Genomic DNA, 23,235 nt, shown 5'->3' on the forward strand with positions numbered 1-23,235 from the left:
GGGCCCATGGCCTACATCAACCAGCTCCCCACTGAGGCTCCCGCTCCCGTCCGCCTTGGCCTGATCGGCTCAGGGTGGATGGGTGCCTTCCATGGCGAGAGCATCGCCCAACGCGTTCCGGGAGCCGTCCTTGCCGCCGTGGCTGATCCCAGCGTGGAATCAGCGGCAGCGGTGGCCGCACGGCTGGGGGGTGCCAAGGTCACCGCGGACGCCGCGGATATCCTGGCCGATCCGGAGATCGACGCCGTGATGATCGCCAGTCCCGCACGTTTCCATGCGTCCCTGATCACCCAGGCCGCGGCAGCCGGCAAGCACGTCTTCTGTGAGAAGCCTGCCGCGCAGGGCCTGGACGAGCTGGACGCGGCCCTGGCCGCCGTCGACGCCGCCGGGATCCACTTCCAGATTGGCTTCAACCGCCGCTACGCCACGGACTTCCAGGCCGCGAAGAAGGACATTGCCCAGGGGACCGTGGGCCAGCCGCAACTGCTGCGCTCGCTGACCAGGGACCCCGGCACCGGGAGCATCGGCCACGCGGCCAGCGTTCCCGCCTGGACCATCTTCCTGGAAACCCTGATCCACGACTTCGACACCCTCAACTGGTTCAACGAAGGCGCCGAGCCGGTGGAGGTCTATGCTGTGGCGGACGCCCTGGTTGAGCCGGACCTGCGGGACCAGGGGTTCCTGGACACCGCGGTGGTCACCGTCCGCTACAGCAACGGCGCGCTGGCCGTGGCGGAGGCGAACTTCAGTGCCCTCTACGGTTACGACGTCCGCGGCGAAGTGTTCGGTTCCAAGGGAATGGTGCAGGCGGGCCGGTCCACAGAAACGGCCGCCGTCCGCTACACCGCCGACGGGCTCTCCGCAGACACGCCGCGGCTGAACGTCGAGCTTTTCCGCGAGGCCTACACGGACGAACTGGTTGACTTCACGGCGGCAGTCCGCGCGCGCCGCGACGGTACGGAACCGCCGTCGGGCCTCTACACCCTCACGCCCGGCGCCGCTGACGCCCGCCGCGCCCTGGCCATGGCACTGGCCTGCATCGAATCCGTCCAGGCCGGCGGGCCGGTTGCCGTGGGCCAGAAGGCTGTCCTCTGATGCGCCTGGCGGTCTGCGCCGAGATGGTCTTCACGGACCTGCCCTTTGTGGAACGGGTGCAACGCATCCATGAGGCGGGATTCGACGTCGAACTCTGGGATTCCCGGACCAAGGACATTGGTGCGCTGCGGGCAACCGGTGCTGTGTTTTCCTCCATGACCGGTTACACCTCCGGCAGCGTGGTGGACGCGGAAACTGCCGACGAGGTGGTGCGCACCGCGGAGACCCTGATCCCCACTGCGTTGGAATTGGGGGTGAGCCGCATGGTGGTGCATTCGGCGGAGCTGATTGACGGCCAGGCCGCCCGCCCCGTTTTCCGGACTACCGGCAGGATGTGGAGCACTGGCGCCCGCACCCTGGAAAAGCTGGGCCGGCTGGGCGAAATGCACGGCATCACGTTCTGCCTGGAGAACCTCAACACCATCCTGGACCACCCCGGCATCCCGCTGGCACGCGCCAAGGACACCCTGGCGCTGGTGGAAGCCGCCGCCCACCCCAACGTGAAAATGATGCTGGACCTCTATCACGCCCAGATGGGCGAGGGGAACCTGATCGAACTGGTCAGGACAGCGCTGCCGCACATTGGCGAAATCCAGGTGGCGGACGTCCCGGGCCGGTGTGAGCCAGGAACCGGCGAAATCAACTACCGGGCGGTGGCCCGGGCGCTCGCGGACGCCGGCTACGACGGCACCGTGGGCATGGAGGCCTGGGCGCAGGGCGACAGCGACGCCGCACTGGCCGCATTCCGCGAAGCATTCACCATCAACGTGAGGGAAAACGCATGAAGAACGTCATTTTGGGGCTTGTTGGGGTGGGACGCATCGGCGTGATGCATGCCGAGAACATCACGGCCGTCAGCGGGGAACTGCGGGCCAAGGGCATCAACGTCACCCTCAAGCTGACCGACGTCGCAGAAGAGCACGCCCGGACCGTAGCCGCCCGGGTTGGGGCGGAGTTCCTGCCCAGTGTGGATGCCCTGATCGCTTCCGGTGTGGACGGACTGGTCATTGCCACGGGCACCGGCACGCACCCGGACCTCATCCGGGCCGGAGTGGACGCCGGAATCCCTGTGTTCTGCGAGAAGCCCGTGGCCATGAACGTGGCGGACGCGCTGCCTGTCCTGGACTACATCCGCGAGAAAAACGGCGTGGTGCAGATTGGCCACCAGCGCCGCTTCGACGCCGGCTACCTTGAGGCGAAGCGCGCGTACCAGGCAGGCGAGCTGGGCTGGATCCACTCGCTGCGGGCTGTCACCTGCGACATGACACCGCCGCCCGTCGAATTCCTGGCAACGTCCGGCGGGCTGTTCCGCGACTGCTCCGTGCACGACTTCGACATCCTGCGCTGGCTGACCGGCCGCGAGATTGTGGAGGTCTACGCCAAGGGTTCCAACAACGGCGATCCAGCCATCGGTGAGGTGGGTGACGTGGATACCGCCCTGGCGCTGGTGACTTTCGACGACGGCACCGTAGGCACGGTGTCCGCCACCCGCTACAACGGGGCCGGGCACGATGTCCGCCTGGAGATTCAGGGGTCCAGCCGGTCGCTGATGGTGGGTCTGGACGAAACAACTGCCATGGCCTCAGCCGAGCCCGGGGTCAGCTTCCCGTCCGGCGATCCGCACCTGACCTTTGCCGACCGCTTCGAGCAGGCGTACCGCTCGGAGATGGCGGCGTTTGTGGACCTGGCGCTGGGTGAAAGCGAAAATCCGTGCACCCCGCAAGACGCCGTAGCGGCCTCGCGGGTGGCGGACGCCGCCCAAGAGTCCCTGGCAACGGGCGTTCCGGTACGGGTCTCGTTGGCAGCAGCCCACGCCTGACCAGCGGGGACCCGAAACGAACAAATGCCCTTTTCGCCAGGCCGGCGAAAAGGGCATTTTGTTGTCGCGAAAAGAGAAACCGGTAGCTCGCTCAGGCGCCGAACGGCAGCCGCGGATCGATGTCCTGGCCGTCCCAGGTCTGGCGTACCCAGCCGTGGTGGGGGTCATCGCTGATGAGCCATTCCCGGACCGGGCCGGGGCCAGCCATCACGTTCAGGTAGTACATGTCGTAGCCCGGCGCGGCCATGGCGGGTCCGTGCCAGCCGTAGGGGACCAGCACAACGTCGCCCGTGCGGACCTCTGCCGAGACGTCGATGGGCCGGTCATCGGAGGCGTAAACGCGCTGGTAGCCCACGGCATCGGCGTCGGCAGGGGCTCCGGATCCGGCGGCCACGCGGGTCTCGAAGTAGTAGATCTCCTCCAGGTGCGTTTCGCCGTCCTTCTCCTCGTCGTGCTTGTGGGGAGGGTAGGAGGACCAGTTGCCGGCAGGGGTGATCACTTCGCACACAATAAAGCGGTCAGCTTCCAGTGCCGCGGGCGTGCCGAAGTTGTGCACCTGGCGTGAGCAGTTACCGGCGCCACGGAGTTCCACGGGCGTTTCGTCGGCGGTCACCAGCCGGGTGGGGTAGGAGGCAGCTGCAGGAGCGGTGGCAACTGCCACCCTGCCGCCGTCGGACGAGCTGATGGTCACCGCACGGTCGATGCCCGAATACAGGACGTCGCTGGGGCCGTGGAACACAGACTCCCGGCCCTGCAGGGGGTACTTGGCGCCATCAACTTCCACGGTGAAGGATCCGTTGAGGGGAACCACAATGCGTTCCTCACCGGTGGCGGGGAGTTCGACGGCGGTGCCCGCGGCCAGGGTGGCCACCTTCAGGCCCGTGTGGGCCCAGCCGTCGACGGCGAGCGAAGAATCGGAGGTGCCGAGCGAGATGTCCCACGCGCCGTCAGTGGCGGTGCCCAGAGGGTAGACCCAGTTGGCCATAAGTTATTTTCCTTGCGTTAGCGCTGTACGAGTGTCATTTCGAAGCTGTAGGAATCTGCGCGGTAGACGTGATTGCCTGTTTCCACACGCCGTCCGGTGTCGTCCGTGGCGGTGCGTTCCATGGTGACCAGTGCTGAATGGGGTTCGGTTTCGAGCAGGCCGGCCTGGTAGTCGTTGGCGATGGTGGCGCCGATGCGTTGGGTGGCCAGGCGGAAGTTCACGCCGCCCCGGCGCAGGATGGCGTAGAGGCCCTCGGAGGCCAGGGTGGCCTCGTCGATGGAGACGATGTCATCGCGCACCCAGTTCTCCATCAGGGCCAGCGGCTTGCCGCCAACTTTCCGAAGCCTGGTGAAGTGGTACACCATGGACCCTTCCGGGAGCTCAAGCGCGGCCAGGGTGGCGGCGTCCGCGTCTCCGTGGGAAAAGCTCAGGACCTCGGTGGTGGGTTTCTTGCCGTTGTTGGTGAGGTCATCAAACAGGCTGGAAAGTTCCAGGTGGCGGCGGACCTGGCTGGCCACCACCTGGGTTCCAACACCGCGCTTGCGCACCAGGAGGCCGCTGCGGACCAGTTCATCCATGGCCTTGCGCATGGTGGGCCGGGAGAGGTTAAGTTGGGCTGCGAGGTCGATCTCGTTGTCCAGCCGGCTCCCCGGTTCCAGCACGCCGTTGTGGATGGCCGCCTCGATGCCCTGGACCACCTGGTGGTACAGGGGCACAGGGGAAGAGCGATCGATGATCAGGCCAAGTTTGTTCGTCATTGACGCCCCTCAGGTTCCACGCTTGCCGGAGTATGTTCGCTTGATAGGACATACTCTCTTTCCAACGATGGTAGCAGCAGTCAACGGGCCGTCAATGGCTAGGCTGGGGGAATGAATCCTTCCGGGAGCCTCACGCCCAGCCCGCGGACGCTCGATGTAGAAAGCCTGGCGCATTTTGACGGATTGCTGGCCGAAAGGGCTGGGAGTGCCCACGGCTGGCACGTCCAGTCGCTGGACCTCCGGGGCCGGTCCGCGTCCTTGGAGGAACTGGACGTGCAGGGCGCAGTTTTCCTTGGCTGCAGCTTCGATCCGGGCGTGGAGGACCGGCTCAGGCGCAAGGGTGCCCTGCTCTTTCCGAAGCTGGAAGGCATCCCGTTCGACGCCTACCGCGGCCGGCTGTATGCCCCGCAGGAGCTGTACGCGGGGCTCGATTCACGGCCTTACGAGGAACTCCCGGACGCGCTGATCTACCAATGGAGCATCCAGCCGGGCCAGCGCCACAAACTCACTGCCACCCTGGCCGCAGCCCTGCACGACCACGCCATCGGCGATGCCCTGGACGAATTCCTTGAACAGGGCCGGCAGGCCGGCGGCAGCTTCGTTGGCGTGATGGGCGGGCACGCGGCCCAGCGCGGCACCCCGGAGTATGCGGCAGCCGCCATGCTCGGCCGGAAACTGGCGCTAGCGGGCAGGACGGTCGCCACCGGCGGGGGCCCGGGAGCCATGGAAGCGGCAAACCTGGGTGCCTACCTCAGCGGTACGACGCCGGCAGAAACCGAGAGTGCGCTGGCCAGCCTTGCCTCCGTCCCCGGCTTCCGGCCCTCAGTGTCCGCGTGGGCACGCGAGGCGGCTGCCGTCGTCGAACGCTATCCGGACGGAACGCCGTCCGTGGGCATCCCCACCTGGTTCTACGGGCATGAACCGCCCAACTACTTCGCCACCCACATCGCCAAATACTTCGCGAATGCCGTGCGTGAGGCGGTACTGCTGGAACTGTGCGACGGCGGCATTGTGTTCCTGCCCGGGGCGGCGGGTACGGTGCAGGAAATCTTCCAGGACGCCTGCGAAAACTACTATGGCGCGGTCCAGACGGTAACGCCCATGGTGCTGGTGGGCAGGGACTATTGGACCACCAAGTATCCGGCCTGGCCCCTGGTGGAGCGGCTGGCCGCCGGCCGTCCCATGGAACGCAAGGTGTTCCTGGTGGACACCGTTGACGAAGCCGTGGAGCTGCTCAGCTGAGCGTTGTTGGAGCGGCGCCTATGGTGCCGGTCAGCCCACCACGGTGCCGAAGACAAGGCCCAGCAGGTAGCTGATCAGGGCGGCGCCCAGGCCGATTGCCAGCTGCCGGAGCCCACGCGTCAGGGGAGAGGTTCCGGAGAGCAGGCCCACCACGGCGCCGGTCAGCAGCAGTGCCAGGCCCACCAGTACGCCTGCCATCACCAGGGCAGCCAGGCCGGTCATGCCGAACAGGAACGGGAGGATGGGAATAATGGCGCCGGACGCGAAGAACCCGAAGCTGGAGAAAGCCGCGCCCCAGGCGGTGCCCACGGCCTCGTGCTGGTCCTCGGCGTCGGGCAGTTCCGGCTGCAGGGACAGGCTGGGATCGCAGTCGCAGTTCAGCAGCCCCATGCGTTCTGCCACCCGGTGTTCTGCAGCCTCACGGGACATTCCACGGGCCAGGTACACCAGGAGCAGTTCGTTGTGCTCAAGGTCCAGCTGCGGTGCCGCGGCCAGGGTGATCTGGGTGGGCCGGGTGGCCGCGAGCAGTTCGCGCTGGGACCGGACGGAGACAAACTCCCCGGCTCCCATGGAGAGCGCACCTGCCAGCAGGCCCGCGATGCCGCTAAGCAGCACCACGCTGCTGGCCACGCCGGAGGCGGCCATGCCCATCACCAGGGCCAGGTTGCTGACCAGGCCGTCGTTGGCGCCGAAGACAGCTGCCCGGAACGTGCCCGCAAGCCGGTTCCGGCCGCGGGTGGCCAGGCCGCGCACCACTTCCTCGTGGATTTGCTCGTCAGCAGCCATGGCCGGGGTGGCGTTCGGGTCCTTGGTATAGGGGGAGCGGCCCTCGGCACGCTGGGCCAGTGCCAGGACGAAGACCGAACCGAAGTGCCGGGCAAGGAAACCCAGGAACTGGCTGCGCAGTGATGCGGGCCGCGGCTTGCCGGCATGGTCTCCCAGGAGCCGGAGCCAGTGCGCTTCGTGCCGCCCCTCGGCCTCGGCCAGGGCCAGCAGGATCTCGCGTTCCTCGCCGCTGCGGTTCTGCGCCAGGTCGCGGTAGACGGCGGCTTCGGCCCGTTCGTCCGCCAGGTACTGGCGCCACCGCCGGTAGTCAGCGGCGGTAGGTGCGGGCGTATTTTCGGTTGTGCCCGGGTGGGTGTTGGCGGGCTGGTTGTGCTCGGACACAGAAACTCCTGGTTCGGAATAGGACATGGTGCGGCCCCATTGCCGGACCCAGCCTACCCCTGAAATCCGCGGATTTTCGGCCGGTATTCCTTAGCTGGCGGTTTCGGTATACCTCAATTCCGGAAGTGCTCCGCAGGACTTCCTTGACCCTGTGTTGCTCCGGTGCTGTCATGAAGGTACAGCTCCATACAGCGCAGTAGTGAGGAGGTTTGCAGATGGCCAGCACAGAAGATCCGAACGATCTCCCGGTACCGGACACCCTCGAATACGATCCCGCGTTCGACTATGCCGAGGACACTCCTGTGGACGAGGACTGGGACGAGGAAGACGACGCTATTGACGCCGAAGACAACGTGGTGATTCACACGCCCCCGGTGCTCCCGGACGAGGACCGCCCGGTTCCGCTGGACCCGGACGAGTTCCGCGGCACTGAATAGGCAGCACTGCAGTTAATGCACGACGTCGGCGCCCCCCACGTGGGGAGCGCCGACGTCGTGCGTTTGGTTACTTGAGTTGTTGCCAGGTGGTGCCGGCCGCTAAACGGGGCTTGCCGCCGTCGGCTCCTCCCGGATTTCCTCGGTGGAGGCTCCCGCTACCCGGGCGTTCCAGGCGCTCATCACGGCGGGATCGGTGGGCCTGCTGAGCAGCGAGACTGCCACATAGACCACCGCGGAAGCGATCAGGCCGTAGTAGATTGGCTCGTTGGCGTAGACACCGTCCAGCGGGGCCTTGGCGTTGATTTCCAGCACGATCATGGTGCCCAGCGTGACGACGGAACCCACAGCCATGGACGCGGCTGCTGCGATTCCGGTTCCGCGCTTCCATACCAGGCCGCCCAGGATGGCAACCAGCAGGCCGCCCACCAGGATGTCGTACGCGATGGTCAATGCCGCAACCACGTCCTTGGTGACGATGGCGATCAGGATGGCCACCACGCCCAGGGCCAGGACCCAGATCCGGTTGGCCTTGACGTCGTGTTCAGGGTTTTCGGTGTCCTCGGTGTTGACCGTCTTGCCGAACCAGCCGGCCACGAAGGGCAGGACGTCGGCGCGGGCCACTGTTGCGGCGGCGATCAGCGCGCCGGACGCTGTGGACATCATGGCAGCCACTGCCGCGGCCAGGACCAGGCCGCCGATGCCGATCGGGAGGAGGTTCTGTGCAACCACGGCGTAAACATCGTCCTTGGCTTCAATTTCCATATCCACCAGGGCAACGCTGGCTGCCATGCCGATCAAGGCGCCGGCCACGCCGTACAGGATGCAGTACACGCCGGCGGTGGCGCCGCCCCAGCGGGCAACCGTGGGGGTCTTCGCGGTGAAAACGCGCTGCCAGATGTCCTGGCCGATCAGCAGGCCCAGGGTGTAGACGACGAAGTAGGTGATGATCGTCTGGAGCCCGATGCCGTCAATCTGGAAGAAGCTGGCGTCCACACGGCTGCGGATGCCATCCAGGCCGCCGGCTGCGTTGAGGGTGAAGGGCAGCATCAGGAAGAAGATGCCAACAGTCTTGATGACGAACTGCACCTGGTCCGCAAGAGTGATGGACCACATGCCGCCAATGGTGGAGTACACCAGCACAATGGCGCCGCCGATTCCGATGGCCAGCGCACGGTCCCAGCCGAACAGGACAACAAAGATGGTGGCGTAGGCGCCGGTGGACGTGGCGCACAGCATCAGCGTGTAGGCCAGCATCACGATGCCGGAGGTCTGCGTGGCCTTGCTGCCGTACCGCAGGGTGAGCATCTGGGAGACCGTGTAGATCTTCAGTTTCTGGATGGTGCCCGCGAAGAGCAGGCTCAGCAGCAGCACGCCGGCGCCGATGGCCACCACCAGCCACATGCCGGAAATGCCGAATTTGTAGCCGAGGCCAACGCCGCCCACCGTGGAAGCGCCACCAAGGACGACGGCGGCCATGGTGCCGGTGTAAAGGAAGGGGCCCAGGCGGCGGCCGGCCACCAGGAAGTCGCTGTTGTTCCTGGTGCGGGACTTGCCCCACCAGCCAAAGGCCAGCATGGCTATCAGGTACACCACCACAATGGCGATGTTGATGAAACTTGCATCCATATTTGGAGCTCCTGGAGTGGGAGGCTGGGCGACCGGGGGAGTCGCGGTGCCTGGGTTTGATGCGGGTGCCGGAGAAGGCGTGTGATTTCAAATACGCAACAGTTGTTGCTCATACGTTAGGTTGTGACTGGGCTAACAGTCAACATGTGACGCGGGCTGGTCCGATGTGCGTCACGCACTGGCAATACTCCGGCGTCATATGGGGCGCGGCCCGTTAGGATTGCTCCAGTAATTGGGGCCAGGCGTCTGGCCGTGAAAGGTTTCGTACATGAAGGCACTGCCCGTTGAGCCCAGTAACGCCCCCGTGGCAATCGGCTCCAGGATCCGTGCTGCCCGGCAGTCGCAGCGGCTCACCATCGAGCAGGTAGCTGATGCAACCGGCCTGACCAAAGGCTTCCTGAGCCGGGTGGAACGGGACCTCACCTCGCCGTCCGTGGCCTCCCTCGTGACGTTGTGCCAGGTGCTCTCCATCTCCATCGGCGAGCTTTTTGCCGCGCCGGAAACCCATCTGACCAAGCGCGACTCCGGCCCGCGGATCTCGCTCGGCGGCGAAGGGATCACCGAACGCCTGCTCACCGCGCGGTCCGAGCGCCGCGTCCAGATCATCCAGGCCGTGATCGCCCCGCACGGCCGCGGCGAGTCCGAGCTCTACGCCGTGGACTGCGACGTTGACGTCCTGCACGTCATCAAAGGGTCAATCGAGCTGATCCTCTCCAACGAGAAATACGAGCTGGACACCGGGGACACCGTCACCTTCCCGGGCCGCGAGCCGCACACCTGGGTCAACCCCACCGACCAGCCCGTCGAGGTCCTCTGGGTCCTGGTCCCCGCAGCCAGCCGTTAGCTTCCCCCCAACTAGGTAGCAGTAGATGCCGTTATGAGCGCTCATAACGGCATCTACTGCTACCTACTTGGGGTCTCGACAGGCTCGACAACCGGCTGCCGGGGGTTGAGCTTGTCGAAACCAATCGAGTAAACAGGTGATGCTTATTGGGCAACTTCGAGTGTATGATGGCAGTCACATCCACCGATCGTCCTCGAAGGAAGGTGCATCTTGGAAGAGTTGCGCATTGAAGCCAACGGCAACCTGGGTCCCATCGATTCCGCCCGTATTCCCCGTTATGCCGGGGCCGCCACCTACGCCCGGCTGCCGCGCCTGGACCAGGTTTCCGCCGCGGACATCACGGTGGTCGGCGTGCCGTTCGACTCCGGAGTTTCCTACCGGCCCGGCGCCCGCTTCGGCGCCAACCACGTCCGTGAGGCCAGCCGCCTGTTGCGCCCGTACAACCCGGCCTGGGACGTCAGCCCGTTCGAGAACGTCCAGGTTGCGGACGCCGGAGACATGGCCGTCAACCCGTTCAACATCAACGAAGCGATCGAAACCGTCCAGCAGAACGCCCTGGACCTCACGGCCAACGGCAGCAAGCTGGTGACCCTGGGCGGTGACCACACCATCGCCCTGCCGCTGCTCCGCGCCGCCGCCGAGCGCGCGGGCGGACCCATTGCCATGCTGCATTTCGATGCGCACCTGGACACCTGGGACACCTACTTCGGCGCCGAGTACACGCACGGCACGCCGTTCCGCCGGGCCGTGGAAGATGGCATCCTGGACACCGAGGCCATCAGCCATATCGGTACGCGGGGCCCGCTCTACGGCAAGAAGGACCTGGACGATGACCACCGCTTCGGCTTCGGCATCGTCACCTCCGCGGACGTCTACTACCAGGGCGTCCTGGAAACCGTTGCCAAGGTCCGGGACCGGATCGGCAACCGGCCGCTCTACATTTCCGTGGACATCGACGTCCTGGATCCGGCGCACGCTCCCGGCACCGGAACACCTGAGGCGGGCGGCATCACCAGCCGCGAGCTGCTGGAGATCATTCGCGGCTTCCGTGGCATGAACCTGGTGGGCGCGGACGTCGTTGAGGTGGCTCCCGCCTATGACCACGCCGAAATCACCGGTGTTGCAGCCAGCCACGTGGCCTACGAACTCATCACCCTGATGGCGGACAACGCCGTTGAGGGCAGCCGCTTCGGGGCTGCCAACGGCTACGCCGCGCAGGCGCTGGGCCAGGAAGTCCGTCGCCCCGCTGGCTTCGTCGCCGCCGGCAAGGAGTAGCAGCGATGATTGACTACGATCCCGGCACAGCAGCCGCCACGAAGGGCACGGATGCGCGCAACGGCGGGGACCTCGTCGTCGAAACCCTCGAGGCGTTGGGTGCCAAGACGGTGTTCGGCATCCCCGGCCAGCACGCCCTGGGCCTCTTTGATGCGATGGGCCGCGGGAACCTGCACTTTGTGTCCTCCCGGGTGGAGAACAACAGCGCGTTCGCGGCGGACGGCTATTCGCGTGCCACCGGCGAGGTGGGTGTCCTGTTCCTGTCCACCGGCCCCGGCGCGCTGACGTCGCTGGCCGGGCTTCAGGAAGCGTACGCCACGGGTGTGCCCATGGTGGTGGTTGCCAGCCAGATTCCGCTGGACGGCCTGGGCGCCCGGCGCAAGGGCATGCTGCACCAGCTTGATGACCAGAAAGCCTCCGCGGCGAACGTCACCAAGAGCCAGCGGCTCATCCAGCATGCGTCAGGGATTCCTTCGGCCATCCAGGATGCGTGGACGGAAGCCATTTCCTCGCCGCAGGGCCCGGTCTGGATCGAGATTCCGCAGAACGTGCTGCTGGACCCCATCATGGTGCCGCCCGTGGAAGACGCGCTGGCGGTTGCCGCGGACAACCCGCCGCGTGTTGAGCTGGTGCGGGAAGCCGTGAAATGGCTGGCGACGGCGGAACGTCCGGCGATCATCGCAGGCGGCGGTACGCGTCGGGGCAAGGGGGAGAAGTCCTTGTTGTCCATCGCGGAGCAGCTCCGGGCGCCGGTGATCTGCACCCCCGGCGGAAACGGCGCGTTCCCGTGGGAGCACGAGCTGTCCCTGCAGTCCTGGATCGAGGATCGCTACATGACGGACCTCCTGGAGGACGCTGATGTCCTGGTGGTCATTGGCTCGTCCCTGGGCGAGGTGACCTCCAACTACTTCACCTTCGAGCCGCGCGGCCGGATCATCCAGATCGACGCCGAGCCCAGGGTCCTGGAGTCGAACCGGCCGGGCCTTGGTATCCGTGCCGACGCCGGCCAGGCCCTCTCCGCCCTGGATGAGGCGCTTGCTGCCGCCTTGCCCGAGGCCCGCCGGCAAGGTTCGGCTCCCAGCTGGCACGGGACGTCGCCTGAGGACCTGGTAAAGGAATCCCTGGCCAAGGTCCGGGCCCGGCTGGAGTCCCAGGACCTGGCCAAGGAACTGAAGTTCATGGCCGATATCCGCGAGGCCGTGCCGGATGACATGCAGACCTTCTGGGACATGACCATTTCCTCGTATTGGGGCTGGAGCTGCTGGGACGCCCGCAGCGGCCAGTTCCATTCCGCACAGGGCGCCGGCGGGCTGGGCTACGGTTTCCCGGCCGCGATCGGCGGCGCCGTAGGGCTGGAAACCGTGGGCGCCCCGTCCCGGGTGCTGGCAGTTTCCGGCGACGGTTCTGCCATGTATTCCATCTCCGAGCTCGCCACCGCCAAACAGCACAATGTGCCGGTCACCTGGCTGATTGTCGACGACGGCGGCTACGGGATCCTGCGCGAGTACATGGTGGGAGCGTTCGGCAAAGCCACTGCCACCGAGCTTGCCCGCCCGGACTTCGTGAAGCTGGCGGAAGCCTTCGGTGTTCCGGCCCGCCGGGTATCCCCGGAGGAAGTGGGGGACGCGCTGAAGGCGGGCTTCGCCGCGGATGGCCCTAACGTCGTCGTGGTTGAGACCCTCCTGAAGATGTTCGCGCCCACTCATTTGGACGACTGACACACCCCGGCAGTACAGGCGGAAGGCCCTGGTTCCCCATGGAACCGGGGCCTTCCGGCGTTTAACCGGCTGAACGTGATCCACCACTCATTACTTGCCCTAAGCAACTAATTGGTATTATGGTTGCTTGAGGCAAACAACTAAGGAGTCTCGGCGGTGGCAGTCAAGTCGGACACGGCGGCGGATCTGGTGTATCAGATCTTCGACCTGCAACGGGCAGTCCGGTGCATCGCCACGGCCAGCACCAAGGGCCAGGAAACCGGCGTCGCACTCCAGGGCGTGCTCCGGTTCGTCGCGGAGGGGGAGACCCGCGCAACGCGGCTGGCCGAACGGCTCGGCGTCAGCGCTCCCGTCCTCAGTCGGCACATCGCGGACCTCGAAGAGCACGGGTACGTCGTGCGAAGGCAGGATCCCGACGACGGCCGGGCCCAGTTGGTTGCGCTCAGTCCGGCGGGTGCCGAAAAGCTCCGCCGGATCGAGGAGCAGCGCGTCGCAGCACTGCAGGACCTCCTGCGGGAGTGGAGCGAAGACGACGCCGGCGAGACCACCCGCGTCCTGCGCAAGCTCACCGAATCACTCAGGATTTCAGCCCGGGCAATGGCGGCCGGAACACCCACCACCACCTCTTAGGAGTACATCCATGGCAAGTCAGACTGCCACCCCCGCGCCGGAGGCATTGCGCGAAGAAACCCCGGAAATGTCGCACCGCCAGATCATGGAAGCGCTGACCGGCCTGCTGGCCGCGTTCTTCACGGCCATCCTCAGCAGCACCATCGTGGCCAACGCCCTGCCCACAATCATGTCCGACCTGCACGGAACGCAGACGGACTTCGCCTGGGTGATCACCGCGGCCCTGCTGGCCAACGCCGCAACCACCCCCATCTGGGGAAAGCTGGCTGACCTCTACAACAAGAAGGTCCTGGTCCAGCTCAGCATCGTCATCTTCGTGGCAGGTTCCGTGATGGCCGGGCTCTCTGACACCATCGGCCTGCTGCTGGTGGCCCGCGTGATCCAGGGCATTGCCATGGGCGGGCTCACCGCGCTGGCCCAGGCCATCATCGGCACCATGATTCCGCCCAGGAACCGCGGCAAGTACTCCGGCTACATGGGCGCCGTGATGGCCGTGGGCACCGCCGGCGGCCCGCTGCTTGGCGGTTTTATCGTTGACAGCCCGCTCGGCTGGCGCTGGACGTTCTTCGTCTGCGTGCCGCTCGCCGTCGTCGCCCTGATCCTGCTGCAGGTCACCCTCAAGATCAGCCACGTCCGGCGCCCCGCCAAGATCGACTGGCTTGGCTCGATCCTGCTGACCTCCGGCGTGAGCCTGCTCCTCATCTGGGTCTCCTTCGCCGGCAACCCCGCCTACTACGACTGGGTTTCATGGCAGTCCGCCCTGATGGTGGGCGGCGGCGTGGTCCTCCTGGCCCTGCTGGTCCTGGTGGAGTCCAAGGTGGAGCAGCCCATCATTCCGCTGAAGATCATCTCCGAACGCACCACCGCGCTGTCCATCATCGCCTCGGTGGCAGTCGGCGTCGCCATGTTCGGCTCCTCCACGTTCCTTGGCCAGTACTTCCAGGTGGCCCGCGGGGCCACCCCCACCGAAGCCGGGCTCCTCACGCTGCCCATGATTGCCGGTAACCTCATCGGGTCGGTGGCATCGGGCCTGCTGATCTCCCGCATCGGCAAGTGGAAGGGCTATCTGGTGGCAGGTTCCATCCTGCTGATCGGCGGACTGGGACTGGGCGGCACCATGGACCACACCACCGAACTCTGGAAGTCGGGCGTCTACACGGCCATCCTCGGCCTTGGCACGGGCATGCTGATGCAGAACCTGGTCCTTGCCGTGCAGAACACCGTCCGGGCCAAGGACATCGGCACGGCCAGTGCCTCCGTTGCGTTCTTCCGTTCCGTGGGCGGCGCGATCGGCGTCTCCGTGCTTGGCGCCATCCTGGCCAACCGCGTCAGCGAACTCGCCACCCGGGGCCTGGCCGACGCCGGCATCCCCGTCCAGGGCGGAACAGCCGGCGCCAGCCTGGACCTGGCGCACATGCCCGAACCCGTGCGGGAAATCATGCGTGCCGCCTACGGTGATGCAACAGCAGAGGTGTTCCTGATCTCGGCGGCGATTGCCGTCGTCGCACTGGTTTCCGTGCTTTTCATCAAGGAGAAGCCATTGCGCAGGACCGTGGATATCCAACCCGCTGAAACCGGCGGAAATCAGTCCAAGGGATGATCTTTAGCCGGTGATGTTCCGCCTGGCCAAGGGATTTCGTAGAGTTGGAAGGCTGCCGGTGTCATACCCCGCTGGTATCCGTTGAAACCACTAATTCGCTTTTTCTTCCTAAGGACCAGTGGGCATGCTTCTCACCCTCATACGGCGGTACTCCCGGCCGTATATGCCGTACATTATCGCCGTCGTTCTCCTCCAGCTTGCGTCCACGATTGCCGCCCTCTACCTGCCCAGCCTCAACGCCCAGATTATTGACGACGGCGTCTCCCGCGGAGATACCGACTTCATCTGGCGCACCGGTGGCGTGATGCTGCTGGTGGCCTTCATCCAGGTGGGCACCGCCATTGCGGGCGTCTACTTTGGCTCGAAGACAGCCATGGCCGTAGGGCGGGACCTGCGCCGGGGAGTGTTCCGGAAGGTCACCAGCTTCTCCGCCAAGGACGTCAATGCGTTTGGCGCCCCCACGCTGATCACGCGGGGCACCAACGACGTCCAGCAGGTACAGATGCTGGTCCTGATGGGCCTGAACTTTATGGTGTCCACGCCCATCATGTGCGTGGGCGGCATCATCATGGCCCTCCGCGAGGACATCAACCTGTCCTGGCTGGTGTGGGTTTCCGTGCCCGTCCTGGTTGTGGTGGTGGGCTACATTGTGGTCCGGCTGATGCCGCTGTTCCGGAGCATGCAGGACAAGATCGACCGCATCAACGCCGTCCTCCGCGAACAGATCATCGGCATCCGCGTGGTTCGCGCCTTCGTCCGCGAACCCTACGAGACGGAGCGGTTCGGCGGGGCCAACCAGGAGCTCACCCAGGTCTCGCTGAAGATCGGTGCGCTGTTTGTCCTGATGTTCCCGGCCATCGGCATGATCCTGCACCTGTCCACTGCCGCCGTCCTGTGGTTTGGAGGCCAGCGTGTGGACACCGGAAATATGCAGGTTGGTGCGCTCACGGCCTTCCTGCAGTACCTGCTGCAGATCCTGATCGCGGTCATGATGGGCACGTTTATGGCCATGATGATCCCGCGCGCGTCCGTCTGTGCGGACCGCATTGGTGAGGTGCTCGACGTCGAACCCTCCATCCATGACCCGGAAGATCCGATCACCCCGGAGCGGCTGGAAGGCGTGGTGGAATACCGCGACGTCAGCTTCGCCTACCCGGGCGCCGAGGAGCCCGTGCTCAGCAACATCAGCTTCACGGCCCGGCCCGGGCAGACCACCGCGATCATCGGCTCCACCGGTTCCGGCAAGACCTCGCTGTTGTCCCTCCTGCCGCGCCTGTATGACATTGCCGGCGGCGACGTCCTGCTGGACGGTGTGTCCGTGAACAAACTGGACCGCGCCGAGATCACCAAGCGCGTTGCCATGGTGCCCCAGCGGCCCTACCTGTTCTCCGGAACCATCGAATACAACCTCCGCTTCGGCAAGACCGACGCCACTGACGAGGAACTGTGGGATGCCCTGGCAGTAGCGCAGGGCGAGGACTTCGTCAGGGAAAAGAAGAAGGGACTCGCGTCCCGGATCGCGCAGGGCGGCACCAACGTCTCGGGTGGTCAGCGGCAGCGCCTCTGCATTGCCCGCGCCCTGGTGACCAAGCCCAAGGTGTACCTGTTTGACGATTCCTTCTCCGCACTGGACGTCGCCACCGACGCCCGGCTCCGCGCCGCATTGAAGGAGAGGACCGCGGACGCCACCGTGATCATCGTCGCGCAGCGTATCTCCACCATCACCGAAGCGGACCAGATCCTCGTCCTGGACAACGGCCGGATCGTGGACCGCGGCACCCATGAGGAACTCCTGGAAACCTCGCCCACCTACCAGGAAATTGTTGAATCCCAGCTGAGCGTGGAGGAAATGGCATGAGCGCCGAAAACACGGTCTCGACAGGCTCGGCCACCGACGGCTCGGTCTCGACAAGCTCGACCACCGAGGGTCCCGCCACCGATTCTGACGCGGTCTCGACGAGCTCCGCCACCGACGTCGTGGACGTCCTTGAGGACGACGACGATTTTGTCGAGGAAGAGTACACGCCCTCGGAGTCGGACGGCGACATGTTCGGCGGCGTCCCGGCCAAGAAGGCTGAGCACTTCTGGCCGTCCGCAAAGCGGCTGCTGGGGCTGCTGAAGCCCGAGGCCGCGGGAATTTACGCCGTGATTGCCCTGGTGGTGGTCTCGGTGGTGCTCAACGTCATCGCGCCCAGGGTCCTGGGGCAGGCCATGGACGTTATTTTCGGTGGGGTGATTGGCAAGTCACTGCCCGCCGGTGCCAGCAAGGAACAGGTGGTGGACGGCCTCCGCCAGCAGGGGGAGACCCAGATGGCGGACATGATCGCCCGGATGGAACTCATCCCCGGAACCGGCATCGACTTCCAGAAGCTGACCGTACTGATCTCGTTCGTGCTGCTGATGTACTTCGTTGCCAACATCTTCCTGTGGCTGCAGGGCTACGTGCTGAACCGGATCGTCATGAAGGTGATCCGGAAGCTGCGCAATGACACCGAGAAGAAGCTGAACCGCCTGCCGCTGAACTACTTTGACACCCGGCAGCGCGGTGACGTCCTCTCCCGGGTGACGAACGACGTCGACAATATCCAGCAGGCGCTGCAGCAGGCCTTCGCGCAGCTGGTCAGCTCGCTGCTGACGGTGATCGGCATTGTGATCATGATGTTCATCGTGTCCTGGCAGCTGGCGTTGATCGCCCTGGTTGCGCTGCCGCTCTCCGGTGTAGCTGCGGGCATTATCGGCTCGCGCAGCCAGAAGCTGTTCGCCGCCCAGTGGAAGAACACCGGCGCGTTGAACGGCCAGATCGAGGAATCGTTCTCCGGCCATGACCTGGTGCGCGTGTTCGGACGCGACGCTGACGCCCTGGATCGGTTCGACGAACGCAATGAGGAACTATTCAAGGCCAGCTTCGGCGCACAGTTCGTGTCCGGCATGATCTTCCCGGTGATGCAGTTTGTGTCCTACCTCAGCTACGTGGGCATCGCCGTCGTGGGTGGCCTGCGTGTGGCCTCCGGTTCCATGTCGCTGGGCGATGCCACAGCGTTCATCCAGTACTCACGCGAGTTCACGCAGCCGCTGGGACAGATGGCCGGAATGGCCAACATGCTGCAGTCCGGCGTGGCTTCGTCCGAGCGTGTGTTTGAATTCCTCGACGCCGATGAACAGGACGTGGAGACCGCCACCTCGCACCTGCCGGCCAAGACGGACGGCCACGTCGAATTCCGGGACGTCACGTTCAGCTACACCGAGGACAAGCCGCTGATCGAGAACCTGTCCTTCACCGCGGAGCCGGGCAACACGGTGGCCATTGTGGGTCCCACCGGCGCCGGCAAGACCACCCTGGTCAACCTGGTGATGCGGTTCTACGAGCTGAACGCCGGCTCCATCACGCTGGACGGCGTGGACATCACGGAGCTGAGCCGTGCCGAGCTCCGCTCAAAGGTGGGCATGGTGCTGCAGGATGCCTGGCTGTTTGGCGGGTCCATTTACGACAACATCCGCTACGGCAACCTGGACGCCACCGAGGAACAGGTGATGGCGGCGGCCAAGGCAACGTTCGTGGACCGCTTTGTCCGCGCGCTGCCCGAGGGCTACAACACGGTCATTGACGAGGAAGGCAACAACGTCAGCGCCGGTGAAAAGCAGCTCATCACCATTGCCCGGGCGTTCGTGGCCAACCCGTCACTGCTGATCCTGGACGAGGCCACCAGCTCCGTGGATACCCGCACGGAGGTCCTGGTCCAGAAGGCCATGGCTGCGCTGCGGACGGACCGCACCAGCTTTGTCATCGCGCACCGGCTCTCCACCATCCGGGACGCAGACACCATCCTGGTCATGGAGAACGGCAAGATCGTGGAGCAGGGCAACCACAAGGTGCTGCTTGCGGCGAAGGGCGCGTACTACCGGCTGTACATGTCGCAGTTCGCAGGTGCCGACGTCGAGGATGCAGTGGTTGATGATTCGACGGCGGTGCACAGCTGACGCGCGCAACGGAACCCGGGGAAGGCGACCCGGTTCCGCAGCGCATTGAGGTGCAGGTGCCCATGCGCTGGGGAGACATGGACGCGTACGGGCACATCAACAACGTCCAGATTGTCAGGATGCTGGAGGAAGCGCGCATCGCTGCCTTCGGACCGCCACGGGGTGCCGGGCTGCCCGGCACCCCGCCGCCGGTCTCGCTTTTTGACGCGGTTCCGGAAGGCACGATGACGCTGGTGGTGGAGCACCGGGTCCGGTACGTCAGGACGCTGGAGTACCGGAACATTCCGGCGCAGGTGCAGGTGTGGGTGGGCGCCGTCAAGGGTGCCAGTTTTGATGTGCACTATCTGGTGAAGGATCCCGTCACGGGGGAAGATTGCGCTAAGGCCACCACCCACCTGGCGTTCGTGGATGAGGCCACCGGCCGGGTCCAGCGGCTCACGCCCGAACAAAAGGAACTGCTGGCACCGTACGTGGCGTAACTGGTGGCCTGGCGGCGCTGGGCTGGTTGGGTAATTTCCGTTGTTGGATCAGTACAGTTGGCGGGTAAGTAACGGGCAGGACTGTTCGACGCTGGAGGCGTGCATGAAGCTGGAAATTGCCGTAGTGAGTGCTGCGGGAGCTGCCGTGGCCATTACGGGCGGTGCTGACAGGGTGGAGCTGTGCAGCGCGCTGGAACTCGGTGGACTGACGCCCAGCCAGGGCCTTGCCGTGGCCACCCTGGAGCGGTTGGCGCAGCTGGCGTCTGAGGCAGGCCCGGGGGATAAGCCGGCCGGAGTGCACCCACTGATCCGCTGCCGGCCGGGGGACTTCAGCTATTCCCAAGACGACGTCAACACCATGGTCGAAGAGGTCAAAGCGCTGCTGGGAATCGGCTGCGCAGGTGTTGTAGTCGGTGCCCTGCTGCCGGACGGCCGCCTGGACCGTGACGCCGTGGCAAGGATGGCGGATGCTGCCAGGGAAACGAGCCCGACGGCGGAACTCACGTTCCATAGGGCCATGGACCAGGTGCCGGACGCCTTGGGACTGATCGATGAGCTGGCCGATCTTGGTTTCACCAGGATCCTGACGTCCGGGCAGGCTGCTACCGCGGGCGCCGGGATCGACATGCTGCGGAAGATGGCGGAGCACGCGGACGGCCGCCTGCAGATCATGGCCGGCGGGGGATTGAAGCCCTCGGACATCCCGGCCATGTACGAGGCCGGAGTGCAGGCGGTGCATCTGTCCGCCAAGCGCATGGTCTCCGGCAACACGTCGGCCGTAGCGGTAGGCAGCGCGGATTCCGCCGCCTACCAGGTCACCGACCAGGAAATTGTCCGGGCTGCCGCGATGGAGTGCGCCAACCTCCCAACTAGGTAGCACTTGTTGCCGTTTAGAGCGCTCTAAAGGGGAACAACTGCTACCTAGTTGGGAGGGGACGGGGAAATAGGAGAGGGGAACACCATGGGAACGAGCAAGGCAGGCAAGTTCAGCAAGGCAAGCAAGTTCAGCAAATCCGGCAAGACGAGCTTGAAGAACAAGAAGACCTGGGGCGAGTTGCCGCCGGGCAGGCGCGCCGGCGTGATCGCGGTCGGTGTGGTCCAGGTGACCCTGCTGATCCTGGCCCAGCGCGACATTTCCCGGCGGCCCGCAGAACTGATTCGCGGGCCGAAGGCGGCCTGGCGGCTGGCGTCGTTCATTAATTTCGTCGGGCCAATGGGCTACTTCATCTTCGGCAGGCTCAAGACGCCCACCAAGCCGTAACGCCGGGCCCAGACCGGGCCCTCAGCCGGGCTACCAACCGGTCGCCGCCAGCAGCCGTGCAGCGGACTCCCAGGCACACGCTGTAAATTTAACGGATGACTCCTGCGCCAAAGACCGCCATCACCCGTGCCCCGGGAGTGTCCCCGGAGATCGAGGACGCCGCCTGGTTTGTGTTGGGCGCCGGCCTGCAGGGCAAGCCTTCGGCGCTGGATGGCAAAACGCTGACCTGGACCACGGAAGCGGCCACCGAGCTGCTGGAGCGGCTGGACAGCGGGGTGGACGATGCCAAGTCGCCCATGATGACCAACCTTCGGGAGTCCCTGGCTGAAGCGTCGCGCGGGGCCCGGCTGCTCGCCGTCGAACTACTGTATTTGCAGTCGCTGCCGTTGGCCCATGAGGTGAAGTCCCTCAAGGTGAAGCAGGCGCGCGTGTCCGAGGCCGCGTCCTGGCTGGAGCCGCCGCTCAGGCTGCCCGTTCAGCTGTACAAGGGGCTGACGGACCATGGCGTGATCCGGGACCGCACCGCAGAGTTCAACTGGACCATCCGTGACCAGCTCAAGTGGCTGTGCCGGTTTGTGCGCCATGTGGACATGCAGGAACCGTCGGTCATTACCAAGGCGCTGAAGGATCCGTTGAAGTTCCATGCGCTGGCCGCGGCAACGCCTGAGGACCAGCCGGCCATCCGCCGCAGCATCGAATACCTGGTGTGGCCGAGCTACTTTGAACCCGTGGTGGCGGACGTGGAGCGCCGCGAGATCCGGGACGCGTTCGCCTCGCTGGTGGGCGGCGCCAAGGGGGACACCGAGGAAGCCATCACGGCGGACATCCACCGCATCCGCCAGCACCTGGACGAGCAGGCCGGGCAGCGGATCGACTGGTATTCGCGCCAGCTGGTCAGCCAGTGGCGGAAGGTCACCGATCCGGGCCGCCGCGCGTGGCTGCTGCGGACGCACGGGGACCAGGCCGCGCTGCTGGAGGCCTGGAGCGGCGGAGAGAAGGTGACTCTCGACGTCGAACATCTCCGCCCGCTGCAGGCTGGAGTTTCCGCGGGGGTGGTCCAGCACGCCGTGGACGAGGACTGCAAGCACCTGGGCTACGTGGAGCGGGAGGACACCAAAACCGCGGTTTTCGCGTTCCTGACCGTGATGAAGCCGGGGGATCTGGTCCTGTACCAGCACGCCGGAACTGTACATCCCGGCGTCGTGCTTGGTGAACCTGACGGCGACGGCGAGGACCGGAGGCTCCGGCGGAAGGTGCGCTGGTTCGACGGCCATCCCACGGCGGACCTGCCGCGGCATGTGCAGCGGCAGCTGGCCACCCCGGGGATTGTTGTGGACGTGACCCGGGTGGTGCAGGCGCTTGAGGCGCTGCTGCCCGCGGAAGCCGAACCGGAACTTGACGAGTCCGGCGGAGCTGTGGAAGTCGAGGCGGTTCCCGAGGGCTTTGGCCGGCTGACGCCCACGTTCGCGGAGTCGCTGCACATGGACCTGGAACCGCTGCAGGAAATCGCGGACCTGCTGGAGGAGAACCGCCAGGTTGTCCTTTACGGGCCTCCGGGCACGGGCAAGACCTACCTGGCCAAGCACCTCGCGGCGGAGCTTGCGCAGGACAGCACTGACGAGCGCGTCAAGCTGGTGCAGTTCCACCCGTCGTATGCCTACGAGGACTTTTTCGAAGGCTACCGGCCGGACAAAACGGACGACGGCCAGGTGTCCTTCAAGCTCGTGGCCGGGCCGTTGCGCCGGCTCGCGGAAGAGGCTGCCAAGCCGGGCAACGAGAAGAAGCCGTACTTCCTGATCATCGATGAGATGAACCGCGCCAACCTGGCCAAGGTGTTCGGCGAGCTGTACTTCCTGCTGGAGTACCGGGATGACCGGATCTACCTGCAGTACAGCCCCAACGAGCCCTTCACGCTGCCGGACAACCTGTACATCATCGGCACCATGAACACCGCGGACCGCTCCATCGCCATGATGGACGCTGCCATCCGCCGCCGTTTCGCGTTCATCGAGTTGCACCCGCAGACGGAGCCTGTGCGGGGTTCGCTGCTGCGATTCCTTGAAGCCCGCGGCCTGGACACCACTCCGGCGTTGCTTTTGGATGCGTTGAACTCGGCGATCGACGAGTGGGACAGGGACCTGATGATCGGCCCGTCCTACTTCATGAAGCCGGCCGCGCAGTCGGTTCCCGGGCTCCGCCGGATCTGGAAGTACGAGCTCCTGCCGTTGCTCGAGGAGCACTATCACGGCCAGCTGACCCGCGCGCAGCTTGAGGAGCGGTTCGGCCTGGAGCAGCTGCTGGGACGCCTTGCAGCGCAGTAG

General features: G+C 65.5%; 20 protein-coding genes. 16 read left to right on the top strand and 4 right to left on the bottom strand.

Going from position 1 to position 23,235, the window contains the following annotated elements; all coding sequences use genetic code 11:
- Positions 1–6 precede the first annotated feature (6 nt).
- From ACPJW8_RS04245 to ACPJW8_RS04255, 3 genes are read left to right on the top strand one after another with little or no spacing between them, the layout of a single operon-like run.
- On the top strand, positions 7–1,095 hold the full coding sequence (locus ACPJW8_RS04245) for a Gfo/Idh/MocA family oxidoreductase (protein ID WP_330186576.1): 1,089 nt from the start codon (positions 7–9) through the stop codon (positions 1,093–1,095).
- Entirely contained in the window at positions 1,095–1,880 is a 786-nt protein-coding gene (locus ACPJW8_RS04250; protein WP_330186577.1) for a TIM barrel protein, read from the top strand. Before ACPJW8_RS04245 ends, ACPJW8_RS04250 begins: the two co-directional genes overlap by 1 nt.
- The gene (locus ACPJW8_RS04255) at positions 1,877–2,914 is read left to right on the top strand and encodes a Gfo/Idh/MocA family protein (protein ID WP_330186578.1); all 1,038 of its coding nucleotides are present in this window, start codon (positions 1,877–1,879) and stop codon (positions 2,912–2,914) included. Before ACPJW8_RS04250 ends, ACPJW8_RS04255 begins: the two co-directional genes overlap by 4 nt.
- A gap of 91 nt (positions 2,915–3,005) precedes the next feature.
- Here the strand turns inward: ACPJW8_RS04255 and iolB are convergent, their stop codons facing one another.
- Together iolB and ACPJW8_RS04265 are read right to left on the bottom strand one after the other, a co-directional pair.
- Positions 3,006–3,899 (bottom strand): 5-deoxy-glucuronate isomerase, encoded by an 894-nt coding sequence (iolB, locus tag ACPJW8_RS04260; RefSeq protein ID WP_330186579.1) that lies wholly within the window; start codon positions 3,897–3,899, stop codon positions 3,006–3,008.
- Between the two features lie 17 nt (positions 3,900–3,916).
- The gene (locus ACPJW8_RS04265; protein WP_330186580.1) at positions 3,917–4,657 is read right to left on the bottom strand and encodes a GntR family transcriptional regulator; all 741 of its coding nucleotides are present in this window, start codon (positions 4,655–4,657) and stop codon (positions 3,917–3,919) included.
- A gap of 111 nt (positions 4,658–4,768) precedes the next feature.
- Here ACPJW8_RS04265 and ACPJW8_RS04270 point away from each other — a divergent pair, with 111 nt between their 5' ends.
- A complete protein-coding gene (locus tag ACPJW8_RS04270) occupies positions 4,769–5,899 on the top strand; it encodes a Rossmann fold nucleotide-binding protein (protein ID WP_330194255.1) in 1,131 nt (376 codons plus the stop codon).
- A gap of 30 nt (positions 5,900–5,929) precedes the next feature.
- Here the strand turns inward: ACPJW8_RS04270 and ACPJW8_RS04275 are convergent, their stop codons facing one another.
- Positions 5,930–7,093: a VIT1/CCC1 transporter family protein gene (locus tag ACPJW8_RS04275; protein ID WP_330193143.1), complete on the bottom strand. Its 1,164-nt coding sequence runs from the start codon at positions 7,091–7,093 to the stop codon at positions 5,930–5,932.
- Positions 7,094–7,281: 188 nt separating this feature from the next.
- On the opposite strand from ACPJW8_RS04275, the gene ACPJW8_RS04280 reads away from it, so the two are divergent.
- Positions 7,282–7,503: a hypothetical protein gene (locus ACPJW8_RS04280; RefSeq protein WP_330186583.1), complete on the top strand. Its 222-nt coding sequence runs from the start codon at positions 7,282–7,284 to the stop codon at positions 7,501–7,503.
- Positions 7,504–7,602: 99 nt separating this feature from the next.
- On the opposite strand, the gene ACPJW8_RS04285 is transcribed toward ACPJW8_RS04280, so the two are convergent.
- Positions 7,603–9,129, bottom strand: coding sequence for a sodium:solute symporter (locus ACPJW8_RS04285; protein WP_330186584.1), 1,527 nt, complete (start codon positions 9,127–9,129; stop codon positions 7,603–7,605).
- 268 nt (positions 9,130–9,397) lie between these two features.
- Between ACPJW8_RS04285 and ACPJW8_RS04290 the strand changes: the two genes are divergently transcribed.
- The 11 genes from ACPJW8_RS04290 (at position 9,398) to ACPJW8_RS04340 (ending at position 23,235) form a co-directional block, all read left to right on the top strand.
- Entirely contained in the window at positions 9,398–9,973 is a 576-nt protein-coding gene (locus ACPJW8_RS04290; protein ID WP_330186585.1) for a helix-turn-helix domain-containing protein, read from the top strand.
- A gap of 210 nt (positions 9,974–10,183) precedes the next feature.
- Positions 10,184–11,248, top strand: coding sequence for an agmatinase (gene speB / locus ACPJW8_RS04295; RefSeq protein WP_330186586.1), 1,065 nt, complete (start codon positions 10,184–10,186; stop codon positions 11,246–11,248).
- A gap of 5 nt (positions 11,249–11,253) precedes the next feature.
- A complete protein-coding gene (locus tag ACPJW8_RS04300; RefSeq protein ID WP_330193141.1) occupies positions 11,254–12,966 on the top strand; it encodes a thiamine pyrophosphate-binding protein in 1,713 nt (570 codons plus the stop codon).
- 156 nt (positions 12,967–13,122) lie between these two features.
- Positions 13,123–13,596 (top strand): MarR family winged helix-turn-helix transcriptional regulator, encoded by a 474-nt coding sequence (locus ACPJW8_RS04305; RefSeq protein WP_330193140.1) that lies wholly within the window; start codon positions 13,123–13,125, stop codon positions 13,594–13,596.
- Positions 13,597–13,606: 10 nt separating this feature from the next.
- Positions 13,607–15,196 (top strand): MFS transporter, encoded by a 1,590-nt coding sequence (locus ACPJW8_RS04310; RefSeq protein ID WP_330186589.1) that lies wholly within the window; start codon positions 13,607–13,609, stop codon positions 15,194–15,196.
- Between the two features lie 124 nt (positions 15,197–15,320).
- The gene (locus ACPJW8_RS04315) at positions 15,321–17,054 is read left to right on the top strand and encodes an ABC transporter ATP-binding protein (RefSeq protein ID WP_330193139.1); all 1,734 of its coding nucleotides are present in this window, start codon (positions 15,321–15,323) and stop codon (positions 17,052–17,054) included.
- 188 nt (positions 17,055–17,242) lie between these two features.
- The gene (locus ACPJW8_RS04320) at positions 17,243–19,174 is read left to right on the top strand and encodes an ABC transporter ATP-binding protein (RefSeq protein WP_330193195.1); all 1,932 of its coding nucleotides are present in this window, start codon (positions 17,243–17,245) and stop codon (positions 19,172–19,174) included.
- A 62-nt stretch (positions 19,175–19,236) separates the two neighbouring features.
- On the top strand, positions 19,237–19,653 hold the full coding sequence (locus ACPJW8_RS04325) for a thioesterase family protein (protein WP_330193138.1): 417 nt from the start codon (positions 19,237–19,239) through the stop codon (positions 19,651–19,653).
- A 103-nt stretch (positions 19,654–19,756) separates the two neighbouring features.
- Positions 19,757–20,530 carry a copper homeostasis protein CutC gene (locus tag ACPJW8_RS04330; RefSeq protein WP_330194257.1) on the top strand — a complete coding sequence of 258 codons (774 nt, stop codon included), beginning with the start codon at positions 19,757–19,759 and terminating at the stop codon, positions 20,528–20,530.
- A gap of 84 nt (positions 20,531–20,614) precedes the next feature.
- Positions 20,615–20,914 carry a PLD nuclease N-terminal domain-containing protein gene (locus ACPJW8_RS04335; RefSeq protein WP_330194258.1) on the top strand — a complete coding sequence of 100 codons (300 nt, stop codon included), beginning with the start codon at positions 20,615–20,617 and terminating at the stop codon, positions 20,912–20,914.
- A 95-nt stretch (positions 20,915–21,009) separates the two neighbouring features.
- Positions 21,010–23,235: an McrB family protein gene (locus tag ACPJW8_RS04340; RefSeq protein WP_330194259.1), complete on the top strand. Its 2,226-nt coding sequence runs from the start codon at positions 21,010–21,012 to the stop codon at positions 23,233–23,235.

Source organism: Pseudarthrobacter sp. J47, assembly GCF_049810315.1.
Taxonomy (GTDB): Bacteria; Actinomycetota; Actinomycetes; order Actinomycetales; family Micrococcaceae; genus Arthrobacter.

Excerpts from the sequence above, each read along its gene's own strand:
- ACPJW8_RS04340 (WP_330194259.1), top strand. The coding sequence starts at position 21,010 with ATGACTCCTGCGCCAAAGACCGCCATCACCCGTGCCCCGGGAGTGTCC.
- iolB (WP_330186579.1), bottom strand. The coding sequence starts at position 3,899 with ATGGCCAACTGGGTCTACCCTCTGGGCACCGCCACTGACGGCGCGTGG.
- ACPJW8_RS04270 (WP_330194255.1), top strand. The coding sequence starts at position 4,769 with ATGAATCCTTCCGGGAGCCTCACGCCCAGCCCGCGGACGCTCGATGTA.
- ACPJW8_RS04325 (WP_330193138.1), top strand. The coding sequence starts at position 19,237 with ATGCGCTGGGGAGACATGGACGCGTACGGGCACATCAACAACGTCCAG.
- ACPJW8_RS04275 (WP_330193143.1), bottom strand. The coding sequence starts at position 7,093 with ATGTCCTATTCCGAACCAGGAGTTTCTGTGTCCGAGCACAACCAGCCC.
- ACPJW8_RS04300 (WP_330193141.1), top strand. The coding sequence starts at position 11,254 with ATGATTGACTACGATCCCGGCACAGCAGCCGCCACGAAGGGCACGGAT.
- ACPJW8_RS04265 (WP_330186580.1), bottom strand. The coding sequence starts at position 4,657 with ATGACGAACAAACTTGGCCTGATCATCGATCGCTCTTCCCCTGTGCCC.
- ACPJW8_RS04310 (WP_330186589.1), top strand. The coding sequence starts at position 13,607 with ATGGCAAGTCAGACTGCCACCCCCGCGCCGGAGGCATTGCGCGAAGAA.
- ACPJW8_RS04250 (WP_330186577.1), top strand. The coding sequence starts at position 1,095 with ATGCGCCTGGCGGTCTGCGCCGAGATGGTCTTCACGGACCTGCCCTTT.
- ACPJW8_RS04335 (WP_330194258.1), top strand. The coding sequence starts at position 20,615 with ATGGGAACGAGCAAGGCAGGCAAGTTCAGCAAGGCAAGCAAGTTCAGC.
- ACPJW8_RS04290 (WP_330186585.1), top strand. The coding sequence starts at position 9,398 with ATGAAGGCACTGCCCGTTGAGCCCAGTAACGCCCCCGTGGCAATCGGC.
- ACPJW8_RS04285 (WP_330186584.1), bottom strand. The coding sequence starts at position 9,129 with ATGGATGCAAGTTTCATCAACATCGCCATTGTGGTGGTGTACCTGATA.
- ACPJW8_RS04280 (WP_330186583.1), top strand. The coding sequence starts at position 7,282 with ATGGCCAGCACAGAAGATCCGAACGATCTCCCGGTACCGGACACCCTC.
- ACPJW8_RS04255 (WP_330186578.1), top strand. The coding sequence starts at position 1,877 with ATGAAGAACGTCATTTTGGGGCTTGTTGGGGTGGGACGCATCGGCGTG.
- ACPJW8_RS04320 (WP_330193195.1), top strand. The coding sequence starts at position 17,243 with ATGTTCGGCGGCGTCCCGGCCAAGAAGGCTGAGCACTTCTGGCCGTCC.
- ACPJW8_RS04315 (WP_330193139.1), top strand. The coding sequence starts at position 15,321 with ATGCTTCTCACCCTCATACGGCGGTACTCCCGGCCGTATATGCCGTAC.
- ACPJW8_RS04245 (WP_330186576.1), top strand. The coding sequence starts at position 7 with ATGGCCTACATCAACCAGCTCCCCACTGAGGCTCCCGCTCCCGTCCGC.
- ACPJW8_RS04330 (WP_330194257.1), top strand. The coding sequence starts at position 19,757 with ATGAAGCTGGAAATTGCCGTAGTGAGTGCTGCGGGAGCTGCCGTGGCC.